Origin of the sequence: Curtobacterium sp. PsM8 (genome assembly GCF_030433875.1) — a bacterium.
Classification (GTDB): domain Bacteria; phylum Actinomycetota; class Actinomycetes; order Actinomycetales; family Microbacteriaceae; genus Curtobacterium.
The window spans coordinates 1-18746 of the sequence record NZ_JARUXD010000038.1 but is presented as its reverse complement, the minus strand read 5'-3'; the positions used below and the strand labels follow the sequence as shown (position 1 = coordinate 18746).

The following is an 18746-nucleotide window of genomic DNA, read 5'->3' as shown; positions in this document are numbered from 1 at the left end:
AGGTCCGCGGAACGCCGTCCCGGGACGGCAGCGCACGCAGCGACTCGCGTCACGATCCCGAGCGAGGGAAGGTGGAGTCATGACGAATCCGGAGAACTCGGCACCGAACGGCGCGATCGTCGCCGTGTCGGGCACCGACACCGGCGGCGCCGTCAAGGACCTCGCCGGCATGTACGCGGGCCGGACCTGGTACTCCTCCCCCGTCGACCACGACTACTGGTACAAGTACGTCGGCGTCGGCGACGACCGCATGAGCATCCGCCGGTCGCAGATGCACGGGTACCTGCGCGGCGACGTCGCCGTCGAGGGCGAGGTCGTCGTCCAGTGGCTCGACGCCGGCCGCGCCCGTGTCGACGTCGGGCGCGACGAGGTCCGCATGGAGCCCGGCGTCCCGACGCTGTTCCCGATCGAGCGACGCTTCGAGATGGAGTACGAGAACTGGGACCAGCGACTCGTGCACCTGGACCGCGAGCTGGTCCTCGACGTGGCCCGTGAGCAGTACATCGTCGACGGCACGCTCGGCTTCGACCGCTCGACCCCGCCGACCGCGGCCGCCGTGCAGGTGTGGCGCGGTTCCGTCGCCGGGGCCGTCCAGTCCCTCCGCACCGCGGGCCGGCAGTCCCTCGCCTGGCACGAGGCGCAGCGCGACGTCGTGCGTTCGCTCTTCGGGCTGTACCGGCTGCAGGCCGAGGTGCAGCCCGAGGGCTACGGCGAGCGCCGCAACACTCGCGTCCGCAAGGCCGTCGAGTTCCTGCACGAGCACGCCGGGGAGCCGTTGACCGTGACGGACATCGCCCAGGCGGCGGACCTCAGTGTCCGGGCGCTGCAGGAGTCGTTCCAGCGGACGCTCGACCGCACGCCGATGAACTACCTGCGTGAGGTCCGGCTGCGCCAGGTGCGTGCCGACCTGCTCGCGGCGGAGCCGGGGACCGCGTCGGTGGCGGAGATCGCCTCGCGCTGGGGCTTCTCGCACATGGGGCGGTTCTCGGGCGAGTACCTGCGGCGCTTCGGCGAGTACCCGCGGCGGACCCTCCGCCAGTAGCCGCGGCCGCCCCGCCCCCCCCCGCCCGGCGCGCGGCGGGGGGGGCCGGGCCCCCCCGCCCCCCCCGCCCCCCCCCCGCCCCCCCGGGGCCGCCCCCGCCCACCTCCGCGCGCCGGGCGGGGCGCGGCGGGGGGGGGGGCGGCTCGGCGGCGCCGGGCCCGCTCAGCCGACCTCGTCGCCCGTCGGCAGCGCCGTGCACCAGTCGATCGCCGTGCCGGCCAGGGACGCTTCGAGCGCCCCCGACGTGGCGTCGACCACCGTGACGAGCGCGCCGTCCGCCGAGCGGGTCGCCAGGGCGACGAACTGCCCGTTCGGCGACGGGCAGACCGCGGTCACGCTCGCGTCGTCGGGGATGGTCACCGCCAGCCGGGAGGCCCGTGCCCCGTCCACCCGCACGATGCGGGCCGCCAGGGTGCCGTCCGTACGGGTCGACCCGACCAGTCGCAGGTAGCGCCCCTCGGCGAGCGGGGCGATGCGACCGAGGTACGGCTGGTCGGTGCTCGCCGCCGGCGTGGGCAGCGCGGTCCGTCGGCCGTTCGTCAGGTCGAGCTGCACGATGCCCGTGCCGGTCTCGACGACGGCGGTCGTGCCGGAGCCGACGAAGCCGTGCAGGTAGGTCGCGGACCCGAGCCGCACGGGGGCGTTCCGGCCGCCCATGTCGACGAGCACCAGGTCGTCGGTGCCGGTCCGGACCAGGGCGCTCTCGGTGCGCGGCACGTAGGCCCACTGGGCGACCGACAGCGGGGTCGCGCCGATCGCCGGCTTGCCGTCCGCGCCGACCGGTTCGGGCTGGTGTGTGCCCGTCAGGTCGACGTCGTACAGGCCGACGTCCTCGGACCGGCCGGACGAGGTGTCGGCGTAGACGAACCCGAACGAGGCCCCGTCGTCGGCCGCGTGCAGGGCCTTCGCGGTGCCGACCGGGCTCGGCATCGACAGCCGTTCGACCGGGACCGACGGGTCCTGCACCCCGCCGGCGAGCGGCACGACGTCGATCGCCGAGTGCCCGGACGAGTCGTTCCGGAGCACGACCAGGGAGCGGGCGAGGACCGCGTACTCGGCGATGCCCGCCGCCCGGTAGACGGTGCGGATGCCGGCTGCGCCGAGGTCCCGGCGGACGATCCGGTCGGCTCCGCCGTTCCGCCCCGGCACCACGGCGAGGACGTCGGTGCTGCCGGTCCGGATCGTGGTGCGCAGCTGCGACGCCGCCGCCTGCCCGGGGGCGCGGACGCCGCGGATGCTCAGCGTGTAGTCGCGGTCGTAGTCGAGCGGGCCGGCGAACTCGACGGCGACGGTGTTGCCGCTCGAGGTGACCGAGAACGCCGCCGCGGGGCTGACCCGGACCGCCGACGCCGGGACGCGCTGGACGGCCTGGTTCGCGGTGAGGATCACGCGCTGCGCGGGCCGGGTCACCAGGTCGCTGGCGTCGTACGACACCGAGCGCAGCCGGGGCCCCTGCTGCGACCCGGCGACGGCGGCGAGCGCGGCGACCACGGCCAGCACGACCACGACGGCCGTGAACCGGCGGCGGAAGCGGTGGGTCACCGGACGTCGGGGACGGACGGCGTCGACGTCGATGTGGGGGTCGGTGTCAGTACTCATACGGGTCCGAGGGCTGGCTGACCCGGGTGACGGTCGCCGCGCGGATCACGAGCCGGGCGTCCGAGGCGGTGTCCGGGTTCGCGGCGAGGGCACCCTCGACCCGGACCCACTGGTTCTCCGTCGGCAGCGTGCCGTCGGTCGTCACGCCGATGCCGACCGGCTGGGCGTCGACCGCGCAGCAGCTGACGACGAAGCGGGTCAGGGTGAACGAGCCGTCCGACGCGGGCACCACGAACCCGGTGAGGGTGAGCTTGCGGCCGACGAGCGCCGTCGTGTCGGTGCTCTGCCGGATGAGCGCTGCCCAGTCCTTCACGCCGTAGCCGGACGTGTCCACCGACTCGCTGCCGAGGAGCGACACCGGTGCCCCGGCGCCCGTCGCGTCGGACAGCGAGGCCGACCCGACGCTCCGCTGCTGCGCGGTCCGGGCGGACAGGGTCGTCGGGGGCAGGACGAGCATCGCGACGACGGTGCCGATCGTGACGAGCGCCGCGACCGAGCCGAGGACGACGTGCAGGAGGCGACCACCGCCTCCCGGCCGGGGTTCCGGGTCCCCGTCGTGGGCGTGGCTGCCGTGACGGGCGACCACGACGAGTCCGGCGACCGAGGCGGGCACCGCGACGGCGGCGAGCACCAGCGTGAAGACGGCGTACCGGGGGTTGATGTAGAGGTCGAGGTGGTCGGCGAGGCCCAGCCAGAGGGTGCCGAGGGCGACGGCCAGGACGGACCCGAGCCCGAGCAGGGCGCGGCGCACCGCGGTGCGGTCGGCACGGCTGACGGCTCTCGCCGACCCGTGCTCGTGCTCGTGCTCGTGCTTGACCAGGTGCTGCTCAGACGAAGACATTCATCACCAATCCGACGGTCGCGGCGAACAGGACGCAGACGACCGCGAGCAGCACCAGGAAGCGGGCGCGGAACGTCGTGCGGAGCAGGGCGATCATCTTCACGTCGATGATCGGCCCGATGATCAGGAACGCGGTGATCGACCCGGGCAGGAACGTCGACGCGAAGGACAGCGCGAAGAAGGCGTCCACGTTCGAGCAGAGCGACACCGTCATCGCCAGCAGCATCATCGCGACGACCGACAGCACCGGGTTCGACCCCACCGCGACCAGGGCACTCCGCGGCACCGCGACCTGGATCGCGGCGGCCAGCCCGGCGCCGACGAACAGGGCCGGCATCATCGTCGCGGTCTCGCCGCCGAAGTGCGACGCGCTCTCGCGCCACTTGTCACGCACCGGCGGGGCGCCGACGGCGGCGCGGCAGCGGGCCTCGAACGCGGGCAGGAGCAGGTCCGCCGGACGGCGGTGGGCGTCGACGATCCAGCCGACCAGGTTCGCGACGACGAAGCCGCCGACGATGCGGGCGGGCAGGATCCACCCGGACCAGCCGAAGGCCTGCGCGGTGCTGATGATGACGAGCGGGTTGAGGATCGGTGCGGCGACGAGGAACGTGACCGCCTCGGCCGGGGTGAACCCGCGGAGCATCAAGCCGCGGGCGAGCGGGACGTTGCCGCACTCGCAGACCGGGAACAGCATGCCGATGAGCGAGATGACCGCGCGCCGGGGCAGCGGCCGGGTCGGCAGGATGCGCTCGAGGACCCCGTGCGGCACCCAGACCTCGACGACGATCGACAGCACGATGCCCAGGACCACGAAGGGCAGCGACTCGACGACGACGCTGATCGCGAGCGTCAGGAAGTCCTGCACCACGTCGGGCAGGCCGGCGGTCCCGACGGCCGGCGAGAGCACGCGGACGGCGAGGAGCGCCACGACGGCGGCGAGGACCAGACCGGGGCCGGTCAGGCTGCGCGGGCGCGTCGTGACGGGGCGGGCGGGGGTGCTCGTCACCGGGACAGGATAGAGGCCGTCCGGGGCGTCGACCTGGAGGCTCGTCCCACGCCCGGTAGACCGTGGCGGCTCCGGCTCTGGCCGGCACCGGTCGGCACCGGTCGGCACGGGTCGGCGCGGGTCGGGTCGGCGCGGGTCGGCACAGGCCGGCACAGGCCGGCACAGGCCGGCGCTGGCCGGCACAGGCCGGCTCTGGTCGGCACCGGCCGGCTCGCCGTGTGTCAGGCCCGGGCGACCCCGTCGACGTGTCGCTCGAGGACGTCGATCGCCCAGTCCCCCGATTCCCCGGGGGCCAGCCGGGCGACGTGCATCGCGAGGCCGTCGAGGAGGGCGTGCAGCCGGCAGGCCTCGTACTCCAGGTCAGCGCTCGGGACCCCGAGTACCTCGAGGACCCGCTCACACCACCGGCGCATCTCGACGACGACCCGGTCGAGCGTCGGGCGGAGCTCGGCGTCCGTCAGTGCGGCGTTGCCGAGGGCCAGGTAGACGTCGAGCTCGACCACGCGCTCGTCGTCGAGGGGCAGTAGTTCGACCAGCACCGCCCGCGCCCACTGCCGTGTCGGCAGGTCTGCGGGGATCGCCTCGATGCGCTCGCGGGTCCGGTCGAACACCGATGCGATGGCGTGCTCCCGGACGCTCGCCTGGGTCGGGAAGGCGTACCGGACAGTGCTCGGGGGCAGCCCTGCCTCGGCGGCGACGTTCCGGACGGACAGGGCACCGAGGCCGTCGCGGGCGAGGACCTGACAGGCCGCCGCGGACACGGTACGGCGGCGTTCCTCGAGGTCGATGCTGCGCGCCATCCGGCAATTGTCGCACGACCGTACGAGTTCGTGCTAGAACTGGTCTCCATGAAGTCGCACAGTCGTACGACTTCGGATCGGAGGAACACCATGGCATGGGTCATCCTGGTGCTGTCCGGCGTGCTCGAAGCCGTCTGGGCCACCGCACTCGGAGCGTCGAACGGGTTCAAGCGGGTGGTGCCGACGATCGTCTTCGTGGCCGGCATGGCCTTGAGCATGGTCGGGCTCGCGTTCGCGATGAAGGAGATCCCGGTCGGCACCGCCTACGCCGTCTGGGTCGGGATCGGTGCCTCGTTGACCGTCGTCGTCGCGGTCCTGCGGCGGCAGGAGGCCGCGTCCCTCGCCCGCCTCGGCCTGGTCCTCGGGCTGGTCGCGTGCGTCGTCGGCCTCAAGGTGGTCAGCTGATGGCCTGGGTCGTGCTGTTCGTCAGCGCCGCGTTCGAGACCGTCTGGGCCACCGCCCTCGGGGCCAGCGACGGCTTCACCCGCCCGGGGCCGACACTCGTCTTCGCCGTCACCATCGTGCTGAGCCTCGGCGCGTTCGGGTACGTGCTCAAGCACATCCCGATCAGCACCGCCTACGCCGTCTGGACCGGCACCGGCGCCGCACTCACCGTGCTCTGGGGCATGGCGACGGGGGCGGAGCCGGTCACGCTCCTCCGTCTGCTGTTCATCGCGGGCATCGTCGGCTGCGTCGTCGGCCTGAAGCTGGTGCCCGCGCGCCCGGCGGCGCAGCGCGCCGCGCGCGCCGCCGGCCGAGGCTCGGCAGAGCGGACACAATCGCCCGACCGCGAGACGGATCCCGTCCGTCAGGGGGTCACGCGGCCGGTCAGACCGACGCGCCGGTCCACTCGTCGACCGCGGCCACGTGGTCGACACCGGCCGTGCCGGCCGCGTGTGCGGCGGCGACGAGCTCCAGGTGCGTCGGCGGGTTCGACGGCACGTGCGCGGGCCGGTCGGACTCGTTGATGCGGCGGAGCTCCGGCACGATGTCCTCGGCCAGGATGTCGATCTGCTCGAGCACCGTCTTGAGCGGCAGCCCCGCGTGGTCGATGAGGAACAGCTGGCGCTGGTAGTGCCCGACGTGGTCCTTCATCGCGGCGTACCGGTCGATGACCTGCTGCGGCGACCCGACGGTGAGCGGGGTCTGGGTGGTGAAGTCCTCCATCGACGGGCCGTGGCCGTAGACCGGGGCGTTGTCGAAGTACGGGCGGAACTCGTCGACCGCGTCCTGCGAGTTCTTCCGTGCGAAGAACTGCCCGCCCAGGCCGACGATCGCCTGGTCGCCACGTCCGTGGCCGTGGTGCTCGTAGCGCTGGCGGTAGAGGCCGACCATCTGCTCGGTGTGCTGGATCGGCCAGAAGATGTTGTTGTGGAAGAAGCCGTCGCCGTAGTAGGCGGCCTGCTCGGCGATCTCGGGCGTGCGGATCGATCCGTGCCAGACGAAGGGCGCGACGCCGTCGAGGGGGCGCGGGGTCGAGGTGAAGCCCTGCAGTGGCGTGCGGAACTGCCCCTGCCAGTTGACGACCTCGTTCTCCCAGAGCTGGCGAATCAGCGCGTAGTTCTCGACCGCCAGGTTCAGGCCCTGCCGGATGTCCTTGCCGAACCACGGGTAGACCGGGCCGGTGTTGCCGCGGCCCATCATCAGGTCCATGCGGCCGTCGGAGATGACCTGGAGCATCGCGTACTCCTCGGCGATCCGCACCGGGTCGTTCGTGGTGACCAGGGTCGTCGACGTCGAGAGGGTGATGTCCTTCGTGACGCCGGCCAGGTAGCCGAGCATCGTGGTCGGGCTCGAGGCGACGAACGGCGGGTTGTGGTGCTCGCCGGTGGCGAAGACGTCGAGGCCGGCCTGGTCGGCGTGCTGCGCGATCGTCAGGATGTCCCGGACGCGCTGGGTGTCGTCCGGCGTGGTCCCGGTGGTGGGGTCGGTCGTGACGTCACTGACCGTGAAGATCCCGAACTGCATGATGTGCCGCCTCGTCTGTCGCTGGCTCGTTCCGGTTCCATGCGTTTGCATCGAACTGACGAGTACAACGTAGCGCAGGCCGGGGCATTCCCGCCACCGGCGCTGCGTTGCTGGGCTGCTGCGGTCGTCGTTGCGGCCGCTGGCGCTGCTGTCGTTGCCCTGGCGGTCGTCGCGGCTGCTGGCGTTGCCGCGGCGGTCGTCGCGGCTGCTGGTGCCGTCAGATGCGGACGGGAGGCGCATCCGCGCTGGTCGTCGGCGGCGCGTGGTGCATGCCGTCGGCCAGCCAGACCGCGGTGATCACGCCGAGGACGCTGGCGGACGACGCCAGCCGACCCGCCAGGAGCATCGCGCCGTGGTCGCCGTCCCCGAGGGTGCCGACCAGGAGCGCGACGACGCCGACGAGCAGCGCCGCACCCACGGCGACGAGCAGCAGTGCCGTCACCACCCGCCGCGGCCCTCGGCGTCCGTCGCGGTCGCCTCGGGCCCCACGGTCCACCTGCGGCCCCAGCGCCCGGACCAGCCCGAGCCAGAACAGCGCGACCGCGCAGGCGCCGATGATGTCGCTCACCCGGTGCCAGCCGTAGACGACGGTCTGGTTGGCGACGAACACCGCATAGACGGCGCCCACGAGCAGCACCAGGGGGCGGAACCGACGGGGTGTGACCATCAGCACGGCGAACAGTGCCGCGAGGGCGATCGTCGCGTGTCCGGACGGGAACGAGTTCGGCGTCGTCGACTGGGCGATCTCCGGGCGCTCGGCGATACGCTTGAGCAACGTCGAGGTGGCCGCGGACGCCAGCACCACGAAACCCGCTCCGAGCCCCACGGCAAGCCGCCTGCGTGCGAACGCGACGGCGGCGATCACGACGACCAACAGCAGGATCACCGGCACCGAGATGACGTTGAGGGCGGTGTCCGACCCGAACAGGTCGGACTCGCGGACACCGCCGAGCGCGGCGTCCTCCACCCGCTGCCCCAACGGCGTCAACACGGCGACCGCGTAGACGGAAGGCACGATCACGAACCCCAGAGCCGCGAGCAGAGCCCACCGGAGCCTCCGGGAGACGCTCGGTCCACGCCCCTCGCCGAAGGACTCGGGAGCGGTGCGCGCCGGCGTCCGCGTCACGGGCATCGTCCTCCTCGGGGTCATGGTGGTCGGCGTCGTCATCCGTCTGCTGAGCGGGAAGCGATTCGGTCGCTCGGGGTCCGACACGATACCGTTGGGCGACTCGTCGGGAGCTGGGAACGCGGGCCTCCGCAGCAAGGCCACGGCCGTCCTGCAGCAGGTCTCCGGACAGCGTGACACAGGTCGGTCGGGCACCGGGACGCGTGCCGCCGGCAGTGTGCGTGACCAGCGCGACGGCGGGCAGTCGTACAGCGCGATCGTCGCGCAGGAAGAGGAGACCCAAGTGGCCGTCAAGGAACCGAGCATCACCGCCTCGCCGAACCGCGCACTGGCGATGACCGCCGGCACGCTCTTCGCGATCTGGGGCATCCTGGGCTTCTTCTTCGCCCAGGACGGCGGCGGCGCGTTCTTCAGCCGCTCCGGTGGGTTCCTCTGGAACTCGTTCGGGCTGAACCCGGCGCTCTGCGGGCTGTGGACCATCCTCGCCGCGGCGTTCTTCATCGTGGGTCTCGGCAACACGATCGGGTCCCGCGCGGTGAACCTGGTGATCGGTGTCGTCCTGCTCGTGCTCGCCGTCTACGGGTTCGTGTTCTCGAACACCTCGGCGAACGTCTTCGCGCTGAACACCACTGACAACGTCTTCCACGCCATCGTCGCCGTCGTCCTGTTGCTCACCGCGCTGGGTGCCGACAAGGAGAACCTCCGCGCACTGCGGGCAGCTGGCGCGCGCGCCTGACCTGCTCTCCCTCGACGCCCGTCTGCCGCTCCGGCAGGCGGGCGTCGTCGTGCGTGGGGCCGGTGCGTGCGGTGCTTAGCGGGTGGGGGGGACACTACCCGCCGCTCGCCCGCCCGCCGAAGTCGCACAACCCGCCGCCGGCCCGACGCCGAAGTCGCACGAACGGCCGCCGGCCGCCCGCCCACGCGGCACTTCGTACGACCTCGACAGACACGAGCGGCACGTCGTGCGACCCGCGGCGACGAGCACCGGACCGTCCCCCCTCGCCGAAGTCGCACAACCCGCCGCCGGGCCACCGCCGAGGTCGCACGAACGGCCGCCGACCGCCCGGCCAGGCGGCACATCGTGCGACCTCGACGGACACGAGCGGCACGTCGTGCGACCTCGGCAGGAGCAGGAGGGGTCGGTCGAGCGACGGCCGTCCGCGTCGGCGTCAGGCCTCGGGATCGTCCGGGGCGTCGGCCGCGGGCTTCGGGGCCTCGAGCTGGGTCGCGACGACCCGGGGTGACTCGGACATGAAGCGGCGCACGTCGAGATCCACGATGATGTCCGCCGGCCGCAGCGGACGCGTCAGGTACAGCCCGTCGAGGGACGTCAGCCGCGACAGCGCCACGTAGGTCTGCCCTGCGCTGAACACCCGGTTGCCGAGGTCGACGACGGCCCGGTCGTAGGTGCTGCCCTGCGACTTGTGGATCGTGACCGCCCAGGCCAGGCGCAGGGGGAACTGCTGGAACTCCCCCACGGTGTCCTTCTTGAGTTCCTTCTTGTCCGGGTCGTAGGAGTACTTGAACTTCTCCCACACCGACGGCTGGACCTCGAAGTCCTCACCGTCGACGCTGACCCACACGGTGTCGCGGATGCTCCGGACGATGCCGAGCGTGCCGTTCACCCAGCGCTGGTCCGGGTCGTTGCGCAGGAACATCACGTGTGCGCCGGGCTTCAGCTCGAGGGCCTCGTCCGCCGGGTAGTTCCGCCCGCCGAAGTCGCCGTTGACGTCGGCCTTGGCGGTCTTGAGCTTGCCCGGCAGCCGTTCGAGCGCGGCTTTGTTGATGCGCGAGACGGTGTCGTTCCGGGTGGCGAGCGTGATCGCGTCGTCGGGAGCAGGTCGGGCCCCCGCCTCGTTGAGCTGCTGCGCCACGTCGGCGGTGACCCGACCGTGGCGGACGGCCGTGAGCATGGCGGCGAACGCGTCGTCCCGCTGCCGGTGCACGGTGGCGAGCTCGATGATGTGCAGCTGGGCCTCGAGCCACACCTTGGCGTCGAAGAACCACATGGACCGGTAGTGGTCGGTGAAGTACGCCCGCTCGTCGCCGTCGCCTGGCACCGGGGGCAGCTGGTACGGGTCGCCGAACATGACGACCTGCACGCCACCGAACGGTTCGAACTGCCGCCCGCGGGCCTTGCGCAGCGAACGGTCCATCGCGTCGAGCAGGTCGGCGTTGACCATCGAGACCTCGTCGATGACCAGGGTGTCGATGGTGTTGAGGAGCTTCCGGGTGTCCGGACCCTGCCGCAGTTCGGCGTCCGCGATGAGGCCGATCGGCAGCCGGAACAGCGAGTGGATCGTCTGCCCACCCACGTTCAGCGCGGCGACGCCGGTCGGGGCGCAGATGACGACCTGCTTCTCGGTGTTCCAGGACAGGTGGTTGAGCAGCGTCGACTTGCCGGTGCCGGCGCGTCCGGTGATGAAGACGTGGTCGCGCGTCGACTCGATGTACTCGAAGACCGCCCGCTGTTCCGCGGAGAGTTCGACGCTCACCGGGCGCTCGATCCGCCGCTGACACCGCTCGCGATGCCGTCGTCGGCGACCGCCGCCCCGTCGCCGACAGTCGCCCCGTCGCCGACAGTCGCCCTGTCGCCGACAGTCGCCCCGCTGCCGGCCGGGAGGCCCGTGGCCGCGCCCCGCAGCCGCACGAGACCGACGGCGACGACCGCCACGACGACGAGCACGCCCCCGACGATCAGCACCGTGCCCGCGCGGGCTTGGTCGACCAGGGGATCCGGACCCCACGTGCGGCCCATCGCTCCGAACCATGACGCCTGCAGCAGCCCGAGCGGCCCCTGCATCGCGATCCCGAGCGAGACGGTGCCCGCGGCGACGACCACCGCGCCCGCGGCACGCACCAGGAACGCCGCGGTCGACGGACTGCGGGCGCCGAGGGCGATCGGGGTGAACAGTGTCGGCAGCGCCAGCAGTCCGACGAGCAGGAAGACGAGGTCGACCACCGTACGACCCATCGCGTCGCTGACGGACCAGCGCAGCACGTCGGTGGCGTACAGCCCCCACCAGAGCCCTGCGAGCAGCAGGAACGCGGGGAACGGCTGGACCAGGTACCGCACGACGGCGTTGTCGACGAACACCGTGGTCCACTCGGCGACCCCGGCGCTGTCGTCCGCGCGCCGGTGCACCGCGGCCCGGATGAGCTGCACGGGCGCCGCAGCCCACACCAGCGCCGGGACGACGAGCCCGAGCAGCACGTGTGCGCCGACGTTCGCGGACACCAGGTACCGGTCGTAGGTGTGCAACGAGCCCGAGGTCGCGACGACGAGCGCCACGATCCCGACGCCGGCGGCCACCGAGCGACGGACCGGCCAGGACCGCCCCTGTCGGCCGAGGCGCATGACCCCGGCAGCGTAGGCGGCGACCAGCAGCACGGCGGCCATCAGCCAGAAGAGGTCGATGTTCCAGTTCGTCAGCCAGCCCCAGGAACCCGGGGCGGCCGGCAGCGAGTCGTCGGTCAGGACCTCGGCCGGCGTCGGGTCACTGGTCTTGCTCAGCGCCAGTTGTCCGGCGGGGGTCGCGGTGCGGCCGAGTGCGGCGGCGAAGCCCGAGGCGACGCCCATCACGGCGAGCTCCACGACGATGAGCGTCCAGAACGGACGGGCCTTCGCGGGCGCCGCGGTCAGGGCGGAGATGACGCGCTTCCGGTGCACGGCGCCGATGACGCCCATCGCGACGATCGCCCCGACCTTGACGAGCACGAGCACGCCGTAGGGGCTGCCGAGTTCCGCCCACGCACCGATGCGGATCTGCGCCGACACCACCCCGGAGACACTGACGAGCACGAAGCAGCCCAGCGCGATGCTGGAGTACCGACCGACGACGGCGGCCAGGCGCGCCCCGGGGACGACATCGCGGATGAGGACCAGCATCACCAGTCCGCCGACCCAGAGCGCGGCACCGACCAGGTGCAGCCCGAGCGCGGTGACGGCGGCGTCGTGGCTGGCGGTACCGGCCGCGTGGCCCTGCTGCGTCAACGGCACGAGGCCGATCAGCGCGACGCCGGTCGTCAGCGCGACCATGCCGCGGGAGCGCACCGCGAAGCAGAGGACCGTGACCGCCGCGGCGACGAGCACCGTGGTGAGCCAGGCGAGCCCGAGGTCCGTGCCGGTGAGGAAGACGCCCATCGACTGCCCGAACTTCGCGTCCAGGCTGACGGCCCCGCCGGCGACGCTGAGGTACGTGAAGAAGGTCGTGACCGCCGAGGTCACCGTCCAGACACCGGCTGCGGCCGCGGCGACGTCGATCGCACGGTCCCATTCCGGCGCGGTGCGGGAGAGTCCGATCGTCGCGAGGGCGAGCCCACCGATGGCGGCTGCCGCGGACAGGTCGACGAGCATCCGCGCGATGGGGAGCCCGAAGCGGACGACAGCACCGGGGTCGGCGATCAGCGCGGCGTCGGCACCACCGCCGACGACGAGCGCCACGAGCAGGGACACGAACGCCGCGAGCAGCAGGACGCCGGGGCCGGCGATGCGCGCGATGCGGTTCACCCGTCAAGCCTAGGCGCTGGCAAGCGCGCCACCGCAACGGCGCGGGCCGACCTGTGGACAGAGCACGGGCCTCCCGGGAACGACGGAAGGGACGGCGCGAACGCCGTCCCTTCCGTGGAGCTGAGCGGTCTTACTTGACCGACGCCTTGAGCTTGCTGCCGGCGCTGACCTTGACCGAGTCGCTCGCGGCGATCTCGATGGCCTCACCCGTCTGCGGGTTGCGACCGGTGCGCGCGGCACGGTGGGTCTTCTCGAAGGCGATCCAGCCCGGGATCGTGACCTTGGTGTCGTCCGCGACGGACTTGCCGACGACGGCGAAGAGCGCGTCGACGACGCCGTTGACGGTGGCCTGGCTCTGGCCGGACTCGGCGGCGACGGCAGCGACGAGCTCGGTGCGGTTCAGTGACTTGTCAGCCATTGGATGTCCTCCTCGGACTTCTTGCGTATGGGTCGGACGCGGAACGTCCGGATGCTGCGGGACGGTTGCCCCGAGCGGTGGGCCCGACCGGACCGAGGGCCCGGGGAACCGCTGATGAACCTACCAGCCGGTTCCGGGGTTTCCGGTCGACTCGCCCGGTTTTCCGGGCCTCCCGAGGGACAGGAGTGGCTGATGTGACGGATGTGACGACCGTGGTGCTGCCCGGAGTCGGCGGATGACGTCCCCCGGACAACGACGACGCCCCCACGACCTCGAGAGGTCGCAGGGGCGCCGGTGGGACTGGTGCTTACCAGGAGCTCTTCGTGATGCCGGGGAGCTCGCCACGGTGGGCCATGTCGCGGAAGCGGACACGGCTGATGCCGAACTCACCGAGGTGGCCACGGGGGCGACCGTCGATGGCGTCACGGTTGCGGTAGCGGACCGGCGACGCGTCGCGGGGCAGCTTCTGCAGGCCGACGCGGGCCGCTTCGCGGGACTCGTCGGTGCCGTTCGGGTCGACGAGGGCCTTCTTCAGCTCGAGGCGACGCTCGGCGTAGCGCTCGATGATGACGGCGCGCTGGTTGTTCTTCGCGATCTTGCTCTTCTTCGCCATGGCCTAGCGCTCCTCACGGAAGTCGACGTGCTTGCGGACCACCGGGTCGTACTTCTTCAGCACGAGACGGTCGGGGTTGTTCCGGCGGTTCTTCTTGGTCACGTAGGTGAACCCAGTGCCCGCAGTGGAACGGAGCTTGATGATCGGACGGATGTCCTGACCGCGCTTCGCCATCAGATCTTCTCCCCACGGGCGAGGATGCCCGCCACGACGGACTCGATACCGCGAGCATCGATCACCTTGATGCCCTTGGCGCTGACGTTGAGCGTCACGTTACGACGCAGCGACGGCACGTAGTAGGTCTTCTTCTGCACGTTCGGGTCGAAGCGACGCTTCGTCCGACGGTGCGAGTGCGAGATGTTGTGACCGAAGCCGGGAACGGCGCCGGTCACCTGGCACACTGCAGCCATGGTTTCCTCCTGATGAATACCGTGCAGCCGATCGGCTGCACCCAAGGTCACTTGCCTGGTGCACACGCGCTGGACAGTCGGCACCAGACGGATCGTCTGGGCGAGGAGCCCGGCGAGGGGGTGTGCGCACCGCCCAGACCGGCGGCGGTCCGGATCGACGAGGTCGACCTGGGTCAGCACATCCGGGCCAGGAGGCTCGGATCCGGTACCACGCGACCGCGGCGTCCGCGACGGTCGGAGGGCAGAACAACGGGCACTCCGCGCAGGCGCGGAGAACCAGCGGCCCACGTTACGCGACGGCCGGGCGCGTCGCAAGCCGGGCCTCCCGACCGGGCGAGGCGCCGGAGGACGCGAGCCGGCAGCCGGGAGCCAGGAGCCGGGAGCGATGCCGGCGTTTCAGACCCCGTCGGTCGGGCGGGGCGCCAGCGCCTGCACGATCAGCGCACCGAGCTCCTGCGGCGCCGTGAACATCGGCCAGTGCCCGGTGTGCAGCCCGACGATCTCGAGCTCCTCGGTCGCCACGAGCTCGGCGGCCCACACCTGGTGGTCCGCGACCATGCTGGCCAGCTCGTCCGGGGCGATCTCGCACGTGATGACGGTCGCCGGGATCCGGTGCCGCGCGGGGTCGGCGTAGTGGAACCGGTCCGAGGTGACCCGCGCGGGTTCCGGGACCGCCCGCCGTTCGACGTCGGCGCGGATCTCCGGGGTCATGCCGCGGAGGGTCGCCGCCTCCCAGATGTCCCACGACGGCAGCGGCACCTGCCCGTCGACGACCGGCAGTTCGTCGTTGACGCAGCCGCCGTCCGGTCCGGGGAAGCTGTCGGCGTAGACCAGGTGCCGGACCCGGTCCGGCCGCTGGTCGGCGGCCATGTACGCGATCGGACCGGCTCCGGAGTGGCCGACGAGCACGACGGGTTCCGGGGCGGTGTCGACCCGGGCGACCAGGTCCGCGACCTGCTCGTCGAGCGTCGACCCACGGCGGGTGACGGCGTCGACGGTGTGCCCCGCCGCTCGGAGGACCGGGACGACGTCGTCCCACGCGCTCGCGTCGAGCCAGAACCCGGGGACCAGGATCACGTGCATGTCGCGGAGACTACGCGCCACCTCGGACAGCGGCACGGGCGGTGCACTCGGCGCATTCGCCGAACACGTCGACGACGTGACTGGCGTTCGAGAAACCGTTCGCGGCGGCGGTCGCACGCGCCCACTCCTCGACCGGGTCGGCCTGGATCTCGACGGTCCGTCCGCAGACGCGGCAGATCAGGTGGTGGTGGTGCTTGTCGGTGGTGCAGGCCCGGTAGAGGGACTCGCCGTCCTGCTGCAGCGAGTCGGCGTCGCCCTCGGTGGCCAGGTCGGAGAGTGCCCGGTAGACGGTCGCCAGGCCGATGGTGGAGCCACCGTCCCGCAGGTGCGCGTGCAGCGACTGCGCGCTGACGAACCCCTCGGTCTCGGACAGGGCCCCGCGCACCGCTTCGCGCTGCCAGGTGTTGCGTCGTGGCTTCTGGACGGCGTTCATGCTGCGACTCCTTGCTTCGGTGCGGTCGGGAGGCTCGTCCCGCCGTCGACGTGCTGCTCCCGCGCCGACACGCGGTCGCGTCCACGGCGCTCCTTCCGGGCGCCGAGCACCCGGCAGACGACCCAGATGAGGAACGAGATGGTGGTGACGTACGGGCTGATGGGCAGGCCGCCGCCGAGGGCCAGGAGGATCCCGCCGACGACCGAGGTCACGGCGAAGACGACGGAGAGCACCGGCACGAGGACCGGGTTCACCGTCACCCGCAGTGCGGCGGCGGCCGGCGTCACGAGCAGCGAGAGCACCAGCAGCGCTCCGACGATCTGCACCGACACCGCGGTGGCCAGTCCGAGCGCGAGCATGAACACCAGCCCGAGCGTCCGGACCGGGATGCCGGCGGCCGCGGCGACGTCGGGGTCCACCGAGGCGAACATCAGCGGACGCCAGATGACCACGAGGATGAGGACCACGACGGCGGCGATCGCGACGAGCATGCCGAGCTGCGGGTTGTCGACCGAGACGATCTGCCCGGTGAGCAGTCCGAACTTGTTCGCCGCCCGGCCCTTGTAGAGCGCCAGGCAGAGGATGCCGAGGCCCAGCCCGAACGGCATGAGCACGGCGATGATCGAGTTCCGATCGCGGGCCCGGCTGCCGAGCAGGCCGATGAGCAGCGCCGCGACGAGGGACCCGACGACCGACCCGCTGACGACGTTGACGCCGAGGAGCAGCGACGCACTGGCCCCGGCGAACGACAGCTCACTGATGCCGTGCACGGCGAACGGCATGTTCCGGGCGACGACGAACGGGCCGATGAGCCCGCCGACGACGCCGAGCACCGCGCCCGCGATGATCGAGTTGCGCACCAGGACGAGCAGCTCGCCGTAGTCCTGGAACGAGAAGACGGTCGACCAGATGTCCATCAGATCCGTCCTTCGTCCGGGGTGGTGGTGTGCGGACCGGGCTCGCAGTGGTGGTGCCCGTCGCCCGCGGTGTCGTGGGCGTCGCTCGCGCCGACGATGACGATGCGGCCCATGGTCCGGACGACGTCGACGGGCGTGCCGTACAGGTCGCTGAGGACGTCGGCGCGCAGGACCTCGTCGGGGGCGCCGATCCGGAAGCGTCCGCCGGCGATGTAGAGGACCCGGTCGACGACGTCGAGGATCGGGTTCACGTCGTGGGTGACGAAGAGCACCGCGGCGCCCTGCTGTCGACGCTGCCCGTCGATCAGCTCGGTCACCCCACGCTGGTGCCGGAGGTCGAGCGAGATGAGGGGTTCGTCGCAGAGCAGCAGTGCGGGGTCGGCGGCGATGGCCTGGCCGACGCGGGTGCGCTGCTGCTCGCCGCCGGAGAGCTCGGCGACCGGGGCGTCGGCGAACGCGGTGGCGCCGACCTCGTCGACGATCCGGTCGATGCGTTCGCGTTCGGCACGGCGTTCGGGTCGGATGCCCCAGCGGTGCCCGGTGACGCCCTGCGCGATCATGTCGCGGGCGCGCAACGGGGTGCCCGAGTCCATCAGCCGCTGCTGCGGGATGTAGCCGATCCTCCGGTGACCGCGACGGACCGGGCGACCGAGGAACGACATCGACCCGCTCGTCAGGCGCTGCTGGCCGAGGACGGTGCGGAGCAGCGAGGTCTTGCCGGCGCCGTTCGGCCCGAGCACGGCGACGAACTCGCCGGGCTGGACGTCGAGGTCGAGCCCGTCCCAGAGCCGACGGCTGCCGTAGGCGAGCCCGGCGTCCCGGAGCGCGAGCACGGCGGAGCCGCCACTGCGCTCGGCAGTGGCGGCTCGGTCCGGATCCTGGAGGGTCGTCGTCACTGCTTCAGTGCCGCCGTCACCGCGTCGATGTTCGCCTGCTGCCACGAGACGTAATCCTCCCCCTTCGGGAGCGTCTCCGTGACACCGACCACCGGGATGCCCGCCTTCTCGGCCGCCTTCTGGACCTGCTCGGTCTCGGCGCTCGAGGTCTGCTCGTTGACGGCCAGCAGCTTCGCCTCGCCGCTCGTGAAGAGCTTGAGGGTGTCGTTGAGTGCGCCCGGCGGGACGTCGTCGCCCTCTTCGATCGCCTCGGAGAAGGCCTCCGGCGTCACGTTGTCGAGGCCCATGGCGTCGAAGAGGTACCCGGGCACGGGCTCGGTGTAAGCCACCTTCTCGCCGTCGACGGTCTTCTCGACCGAGGCGACCTGGGACTCGAGCTCCTGGAGCTTGCCGGTGAGGGTCTTCGCGTTCGCCTGGAAGGTGCTGGCATCCGCGCTGTCGAGCTTGCCGAGCCGCTCGGCGACGTCCGCGACGAGCTTCACCATCGTCGGGTAGCTGTAGAAGACGTGCTCGTTGAACTCGGTGTCGCCGGACTTCTGCAGGCCGGAGAGCTGCACGACGTTGATCGTCGGCGCCTTGGTGTCGGCGGCCTTGGACAGCGTCGTCATGAAGTCGTCGTAGCCACCACCGTTCTCGATGAGCAGGTCGGCCTTCGACACCGCGAGCTGCGTCTTCGCGCTCGACTCGAACGAGTGCGGGTCCTGCGACGGGTCCTCGAGGATGCTCGTGACGTCGACGTGGTCGCCGCCGATGCGCTCGACGATCGAACCGTAGACGTTGGTCGATGCCACGACGCGGACCTTGCCGTCTCCGGAGTCGGACGAGGCGGGTGAGGTCGCGCACCCGGTGAGGGCGAGCGCGGCGGCGCCGACGACGAGCGGCAGGGCGAGGAGGCGGGTGTGCATGGTGACGACGCTAGCGCCACATGAGAACGATTGTCAAAACCGTTACCGACGGAACGACGGGAGGGCCCCGGGGCCCCGGGGCCCCGGGGCCCCGCCGGGGGGCCGGGGGGGGGGGGGCGCCCCCCGCCCCCGGGTGGGGTGGGGGGCCCGCCCCCCGGCGGCGAGGCCGCCCCCCGGCC

At 72.0% G+C, this 18746-nt stretch carries 20 protein-coding genes and 1 pseudogene; 4 read left to right on the top strand and 17 right to left on the bottom strand.

From position 1 onward, the window contains the following. Positions 1-79 precede the first annotated feature (79 nt). Positions 80-1042, top strand: coding sequence for a helix-turn-helix transcriptional regulator (locus QCD68_RS10355; RefSeq protein WP_301222954.1), 963 nt, complete (start codon positions 80-82; stop codon positions 1040-1042). 162 nt (positions 1043-1204) lie between these two features. On the opposite strand, the gene QCD68_RS10350 is transcribed toward QCD68_RS10355, so the two are convergent. The 4 genes from QCD68_RS10350 to QCD68_RS10335 form a co-directional block, all read right to left on the bottom strand. After that, entirely contained in the window at positions 1205-2641 is a 1437-nt protein-coding gene (locus QCD68_RS10350; RefSeq protein WP_301222953.1) for a hypothetical protein, read from the bottom strand. Beyond that, positions 2631-3482: a TIGR03943 family putative permease subunit gene (locus tag QCD68_RS10345; protein ID WP_290157038.1), complete on the bottom strand. Its 852-nt coding sequence runs from the start codon at positions 3480-3482 to the stop codon at positions 2631-2633. Before QCD68_RS10345 ends, QCD68_RS10350 begins: the two co-directional genes overlap by 11 nt. Next, complete coding sequence (locus QCD68_RS10340) at positions 3469-4488, bottom strand: permease (RefSeq protein WP_181439342.1); 1020 nt, start codon at positions 4486-4488, stop codon at positions 3469-3471. Before QCD68_RS10340 ends, QCD68_RS10345 begins: the two co-directional genes overlap by 14 nt. Positions 4489-4709: 221 nt before the next feature. Next, positions 4710-5288 (bottom strand): TetR/AcrR family transcriptional regulator, encoded by a 579-nt coding sequence (locus QCD68_RS10335; RefSeq protein ID WP_111076029.1) that lies wholly within the window; start codon positions 5286-5288, stop codon positions 4710-4712. A gap of 90 nt (positions 5289-5378) precedes the next feature. Between QCD68_RS10335 and QCD68_RS10330 the strand changes: the two genes are divergently transcribed. Then, entirely contained in the window at positions 5379-5693 is a 315-nt protein-coding gene (locus tag QCD68_RS10330) for a DMT family transporter (RefSeq protein WP_111076030.1), read from the top strand. Next, positions 5693-5905: pseudogene (locus QCD68_RS17495) on the top strand (DMT family transporter); the annotation flags it as partial. The gene QCD68_RS10330 and the pseudogene QCD68_RS17495, both read left to right, overlap by 1 nt. A 211-nt stretch (positions 5906-6116) precedes the next feature. Here QCD68_RS17495 and QCD68_RS10320 read toward each other — a convergent pair. Then, the gene (locus QCD68_RS10320) at positions 6117-7256 is read right to left on the bottom strand and encodes a CE1758 family FMN-dependent luciferase-like monooxygenase (RefSeq protein ID WP_301222952.1); all 1140 of its coding nucleotides are present in this window, start codon (positions 7254-7256) and stop codon (positions 6117-6119) included. 217 nt (positions 7257-7473) lie between these two features. Continuing rightward, a complete protein-coding gene (locus tag QCD68_RS10315) occupies positions 7474-8388 on the bottom strand; it encodes a phosphatase PAP2 family protein (protein ID WP_301222951.1) in 915 nt (304 codons plus the stop codon). Between QCD68_RS10315 and QCD68_RS10310 the strand changes: the two genes are divergently transcribed. After that, on the top strand, positions 8360-9118 hold the full coding sequence (locus QCD68_RS10310; RefSeq protein ID WP_301222950.1) for a DUF4383 domain-containing protein: 759 nt from the start codon (positions 8360-8362) through the stop codon (positions 9116-9118). The genes QCD68_RS10315 and QCD68_RS10310 overlap by 29 nt on opposite strands. A gap of 433 nt (positions 9119-9551) precedes the next feature. Here the strand turns inward: QCD68_RS10310 and QCD68_RS10305 are convergent, their stop codons facing one another. The 11 genes from QCD68_RS10305 to QCD68_RS10255 form a co-directional block, all read right to left on the bottom strand. Then, positions 9552-10877: an ATP-dependent DNA helicase gene (locus QCD68_RS10305; RefSeq protein WP_111076034.1), complete on the bottom strand. Its 1326-nt coding sequence runs from the start codon at positions 10875-10877 to the stop codon at positions 9552-9554. Beyond that, a complete protein-coding gene (locus QCD68_RS10300; RefSeq protein ID WP_301222949.1) occupies positions 10874-12892 on the bottom strand; it encodes a cytochrome c oxidase assembly protein in 2019 nt (672 codons plus the stop codon). The genes QCD68_RS10305 and QCD68_RS10300 overlap by 4 nt, the downstream gene beginning before the upstream one ends. A gap of 130 nt (positions 12893-13022) precedes the next feature. Then, positions 13023-13310 (bottom strand): HU family DNA-binding protein, encoded by a 288-nt coding sequence (locus tag QCD68_RS10295; RefSeq protein WP_110823157.1) that lies wholly within the window; start codon positions 13308-13310, stop codon positions 13023-13025. 307 nt (positions 13311-13617) lie between these two features. Continuing rightward, positions 13618-13923: a 30S ribosomal protein S14 gene (rpsN, locus tag QCD68_RS10290; RefSeq protein WP_110823155.1), complete on the bottom strand. Its 306-nt coding sequence runs from the start codon at positions 13921-13923 to the stop codon at positions 13618-13620. Between the two features lie 3 nt (positions 13924-13926). After that, a complete protein-coding gene (gene rpmG / locus QCD68_RS10285; protein WP_110905119.1) occupies positions 13927-14097 on the bottom strand; it encodes a 50S ribosomal protein L33 in 171 nt (56 codons plus the stop codon). Next, positions 14097-14333 carry a 50S ribosomal protein L28 gene (gene rpmB, locus QCD68_RS10280; RefSeq protein WP_110905118.1) on the bottom strand — a complete coding sequence of 79 codons (237 nt, stop codon included), beginning with the start codon at positions 14331-14333 and terminating at the stop codon, positions 14097-14099. The genes rpmG and rpmB overlap by 1 nt, the downstream gene beginning before the upstream one ends. 396 nt (positions 14334-14729) lie before the next feature. Then, positions 14730-15416, bottom strand: coding sequence for an alpha/beta fold hydrolase (locus QCD68_RS10275; protein WP_301222948.1), 687 nt, complete (start codon positions 15414-15416; stop codon positions 14730-14732). A 10-nt stretch (positions 15417-15426) separates the two neighbouring features. After that, a complete protein-coding gene (locus QCD68_RS10270) occupies positions 15427-15849 on the bottom strand; it encodes a Fur family transcriptional regulator (RefSeq protein WP_110905116.1) in 423 nt (140 codons plus the stop codon). After that, complete coding sequence (locus tag QCD68_RS10265; protein ID WP_111076037.1) at positions 15846-16766, bottom strand: metal ABC transporter permease; 921 nt, start codon at positions 16764-16766, stop codon at positions 15846-15848. Before QCD68_RS10265 ends, QCD68_RS10270 begins: the two co-directional genes overlap by 4 nt. Continuing rightward, the gene (locus QCD68_RS10260; protein ID WP_301222967.1) at positions 16766-17599 is read right to left on the bottom strand and encodes a metal ABC transporter ATP-binding protein; all 834 of its coding nucleotides are present in this window, start codon (positions 17597-17599) and stop codon (positions 16766-16768) included. The genes QCD68_RS10265 and QCD68_RS10260 overlap by 1 nt, the downstream gene beginning before the upstream one ends. A 59-nt stretch (positions 17600-17658) precedes the next feature. Further along, entirely contained in the window at positions 17659-18567 is a 909-nt protein-coding gene (locus tag QCD68_RS10255) for a metal ABC transporter solute-binding protein, Zn/Mn family (protein WP_301222947.1), read from the bottom strand. Positions 18568-18746: the final 179 nt, after the last annotated feature.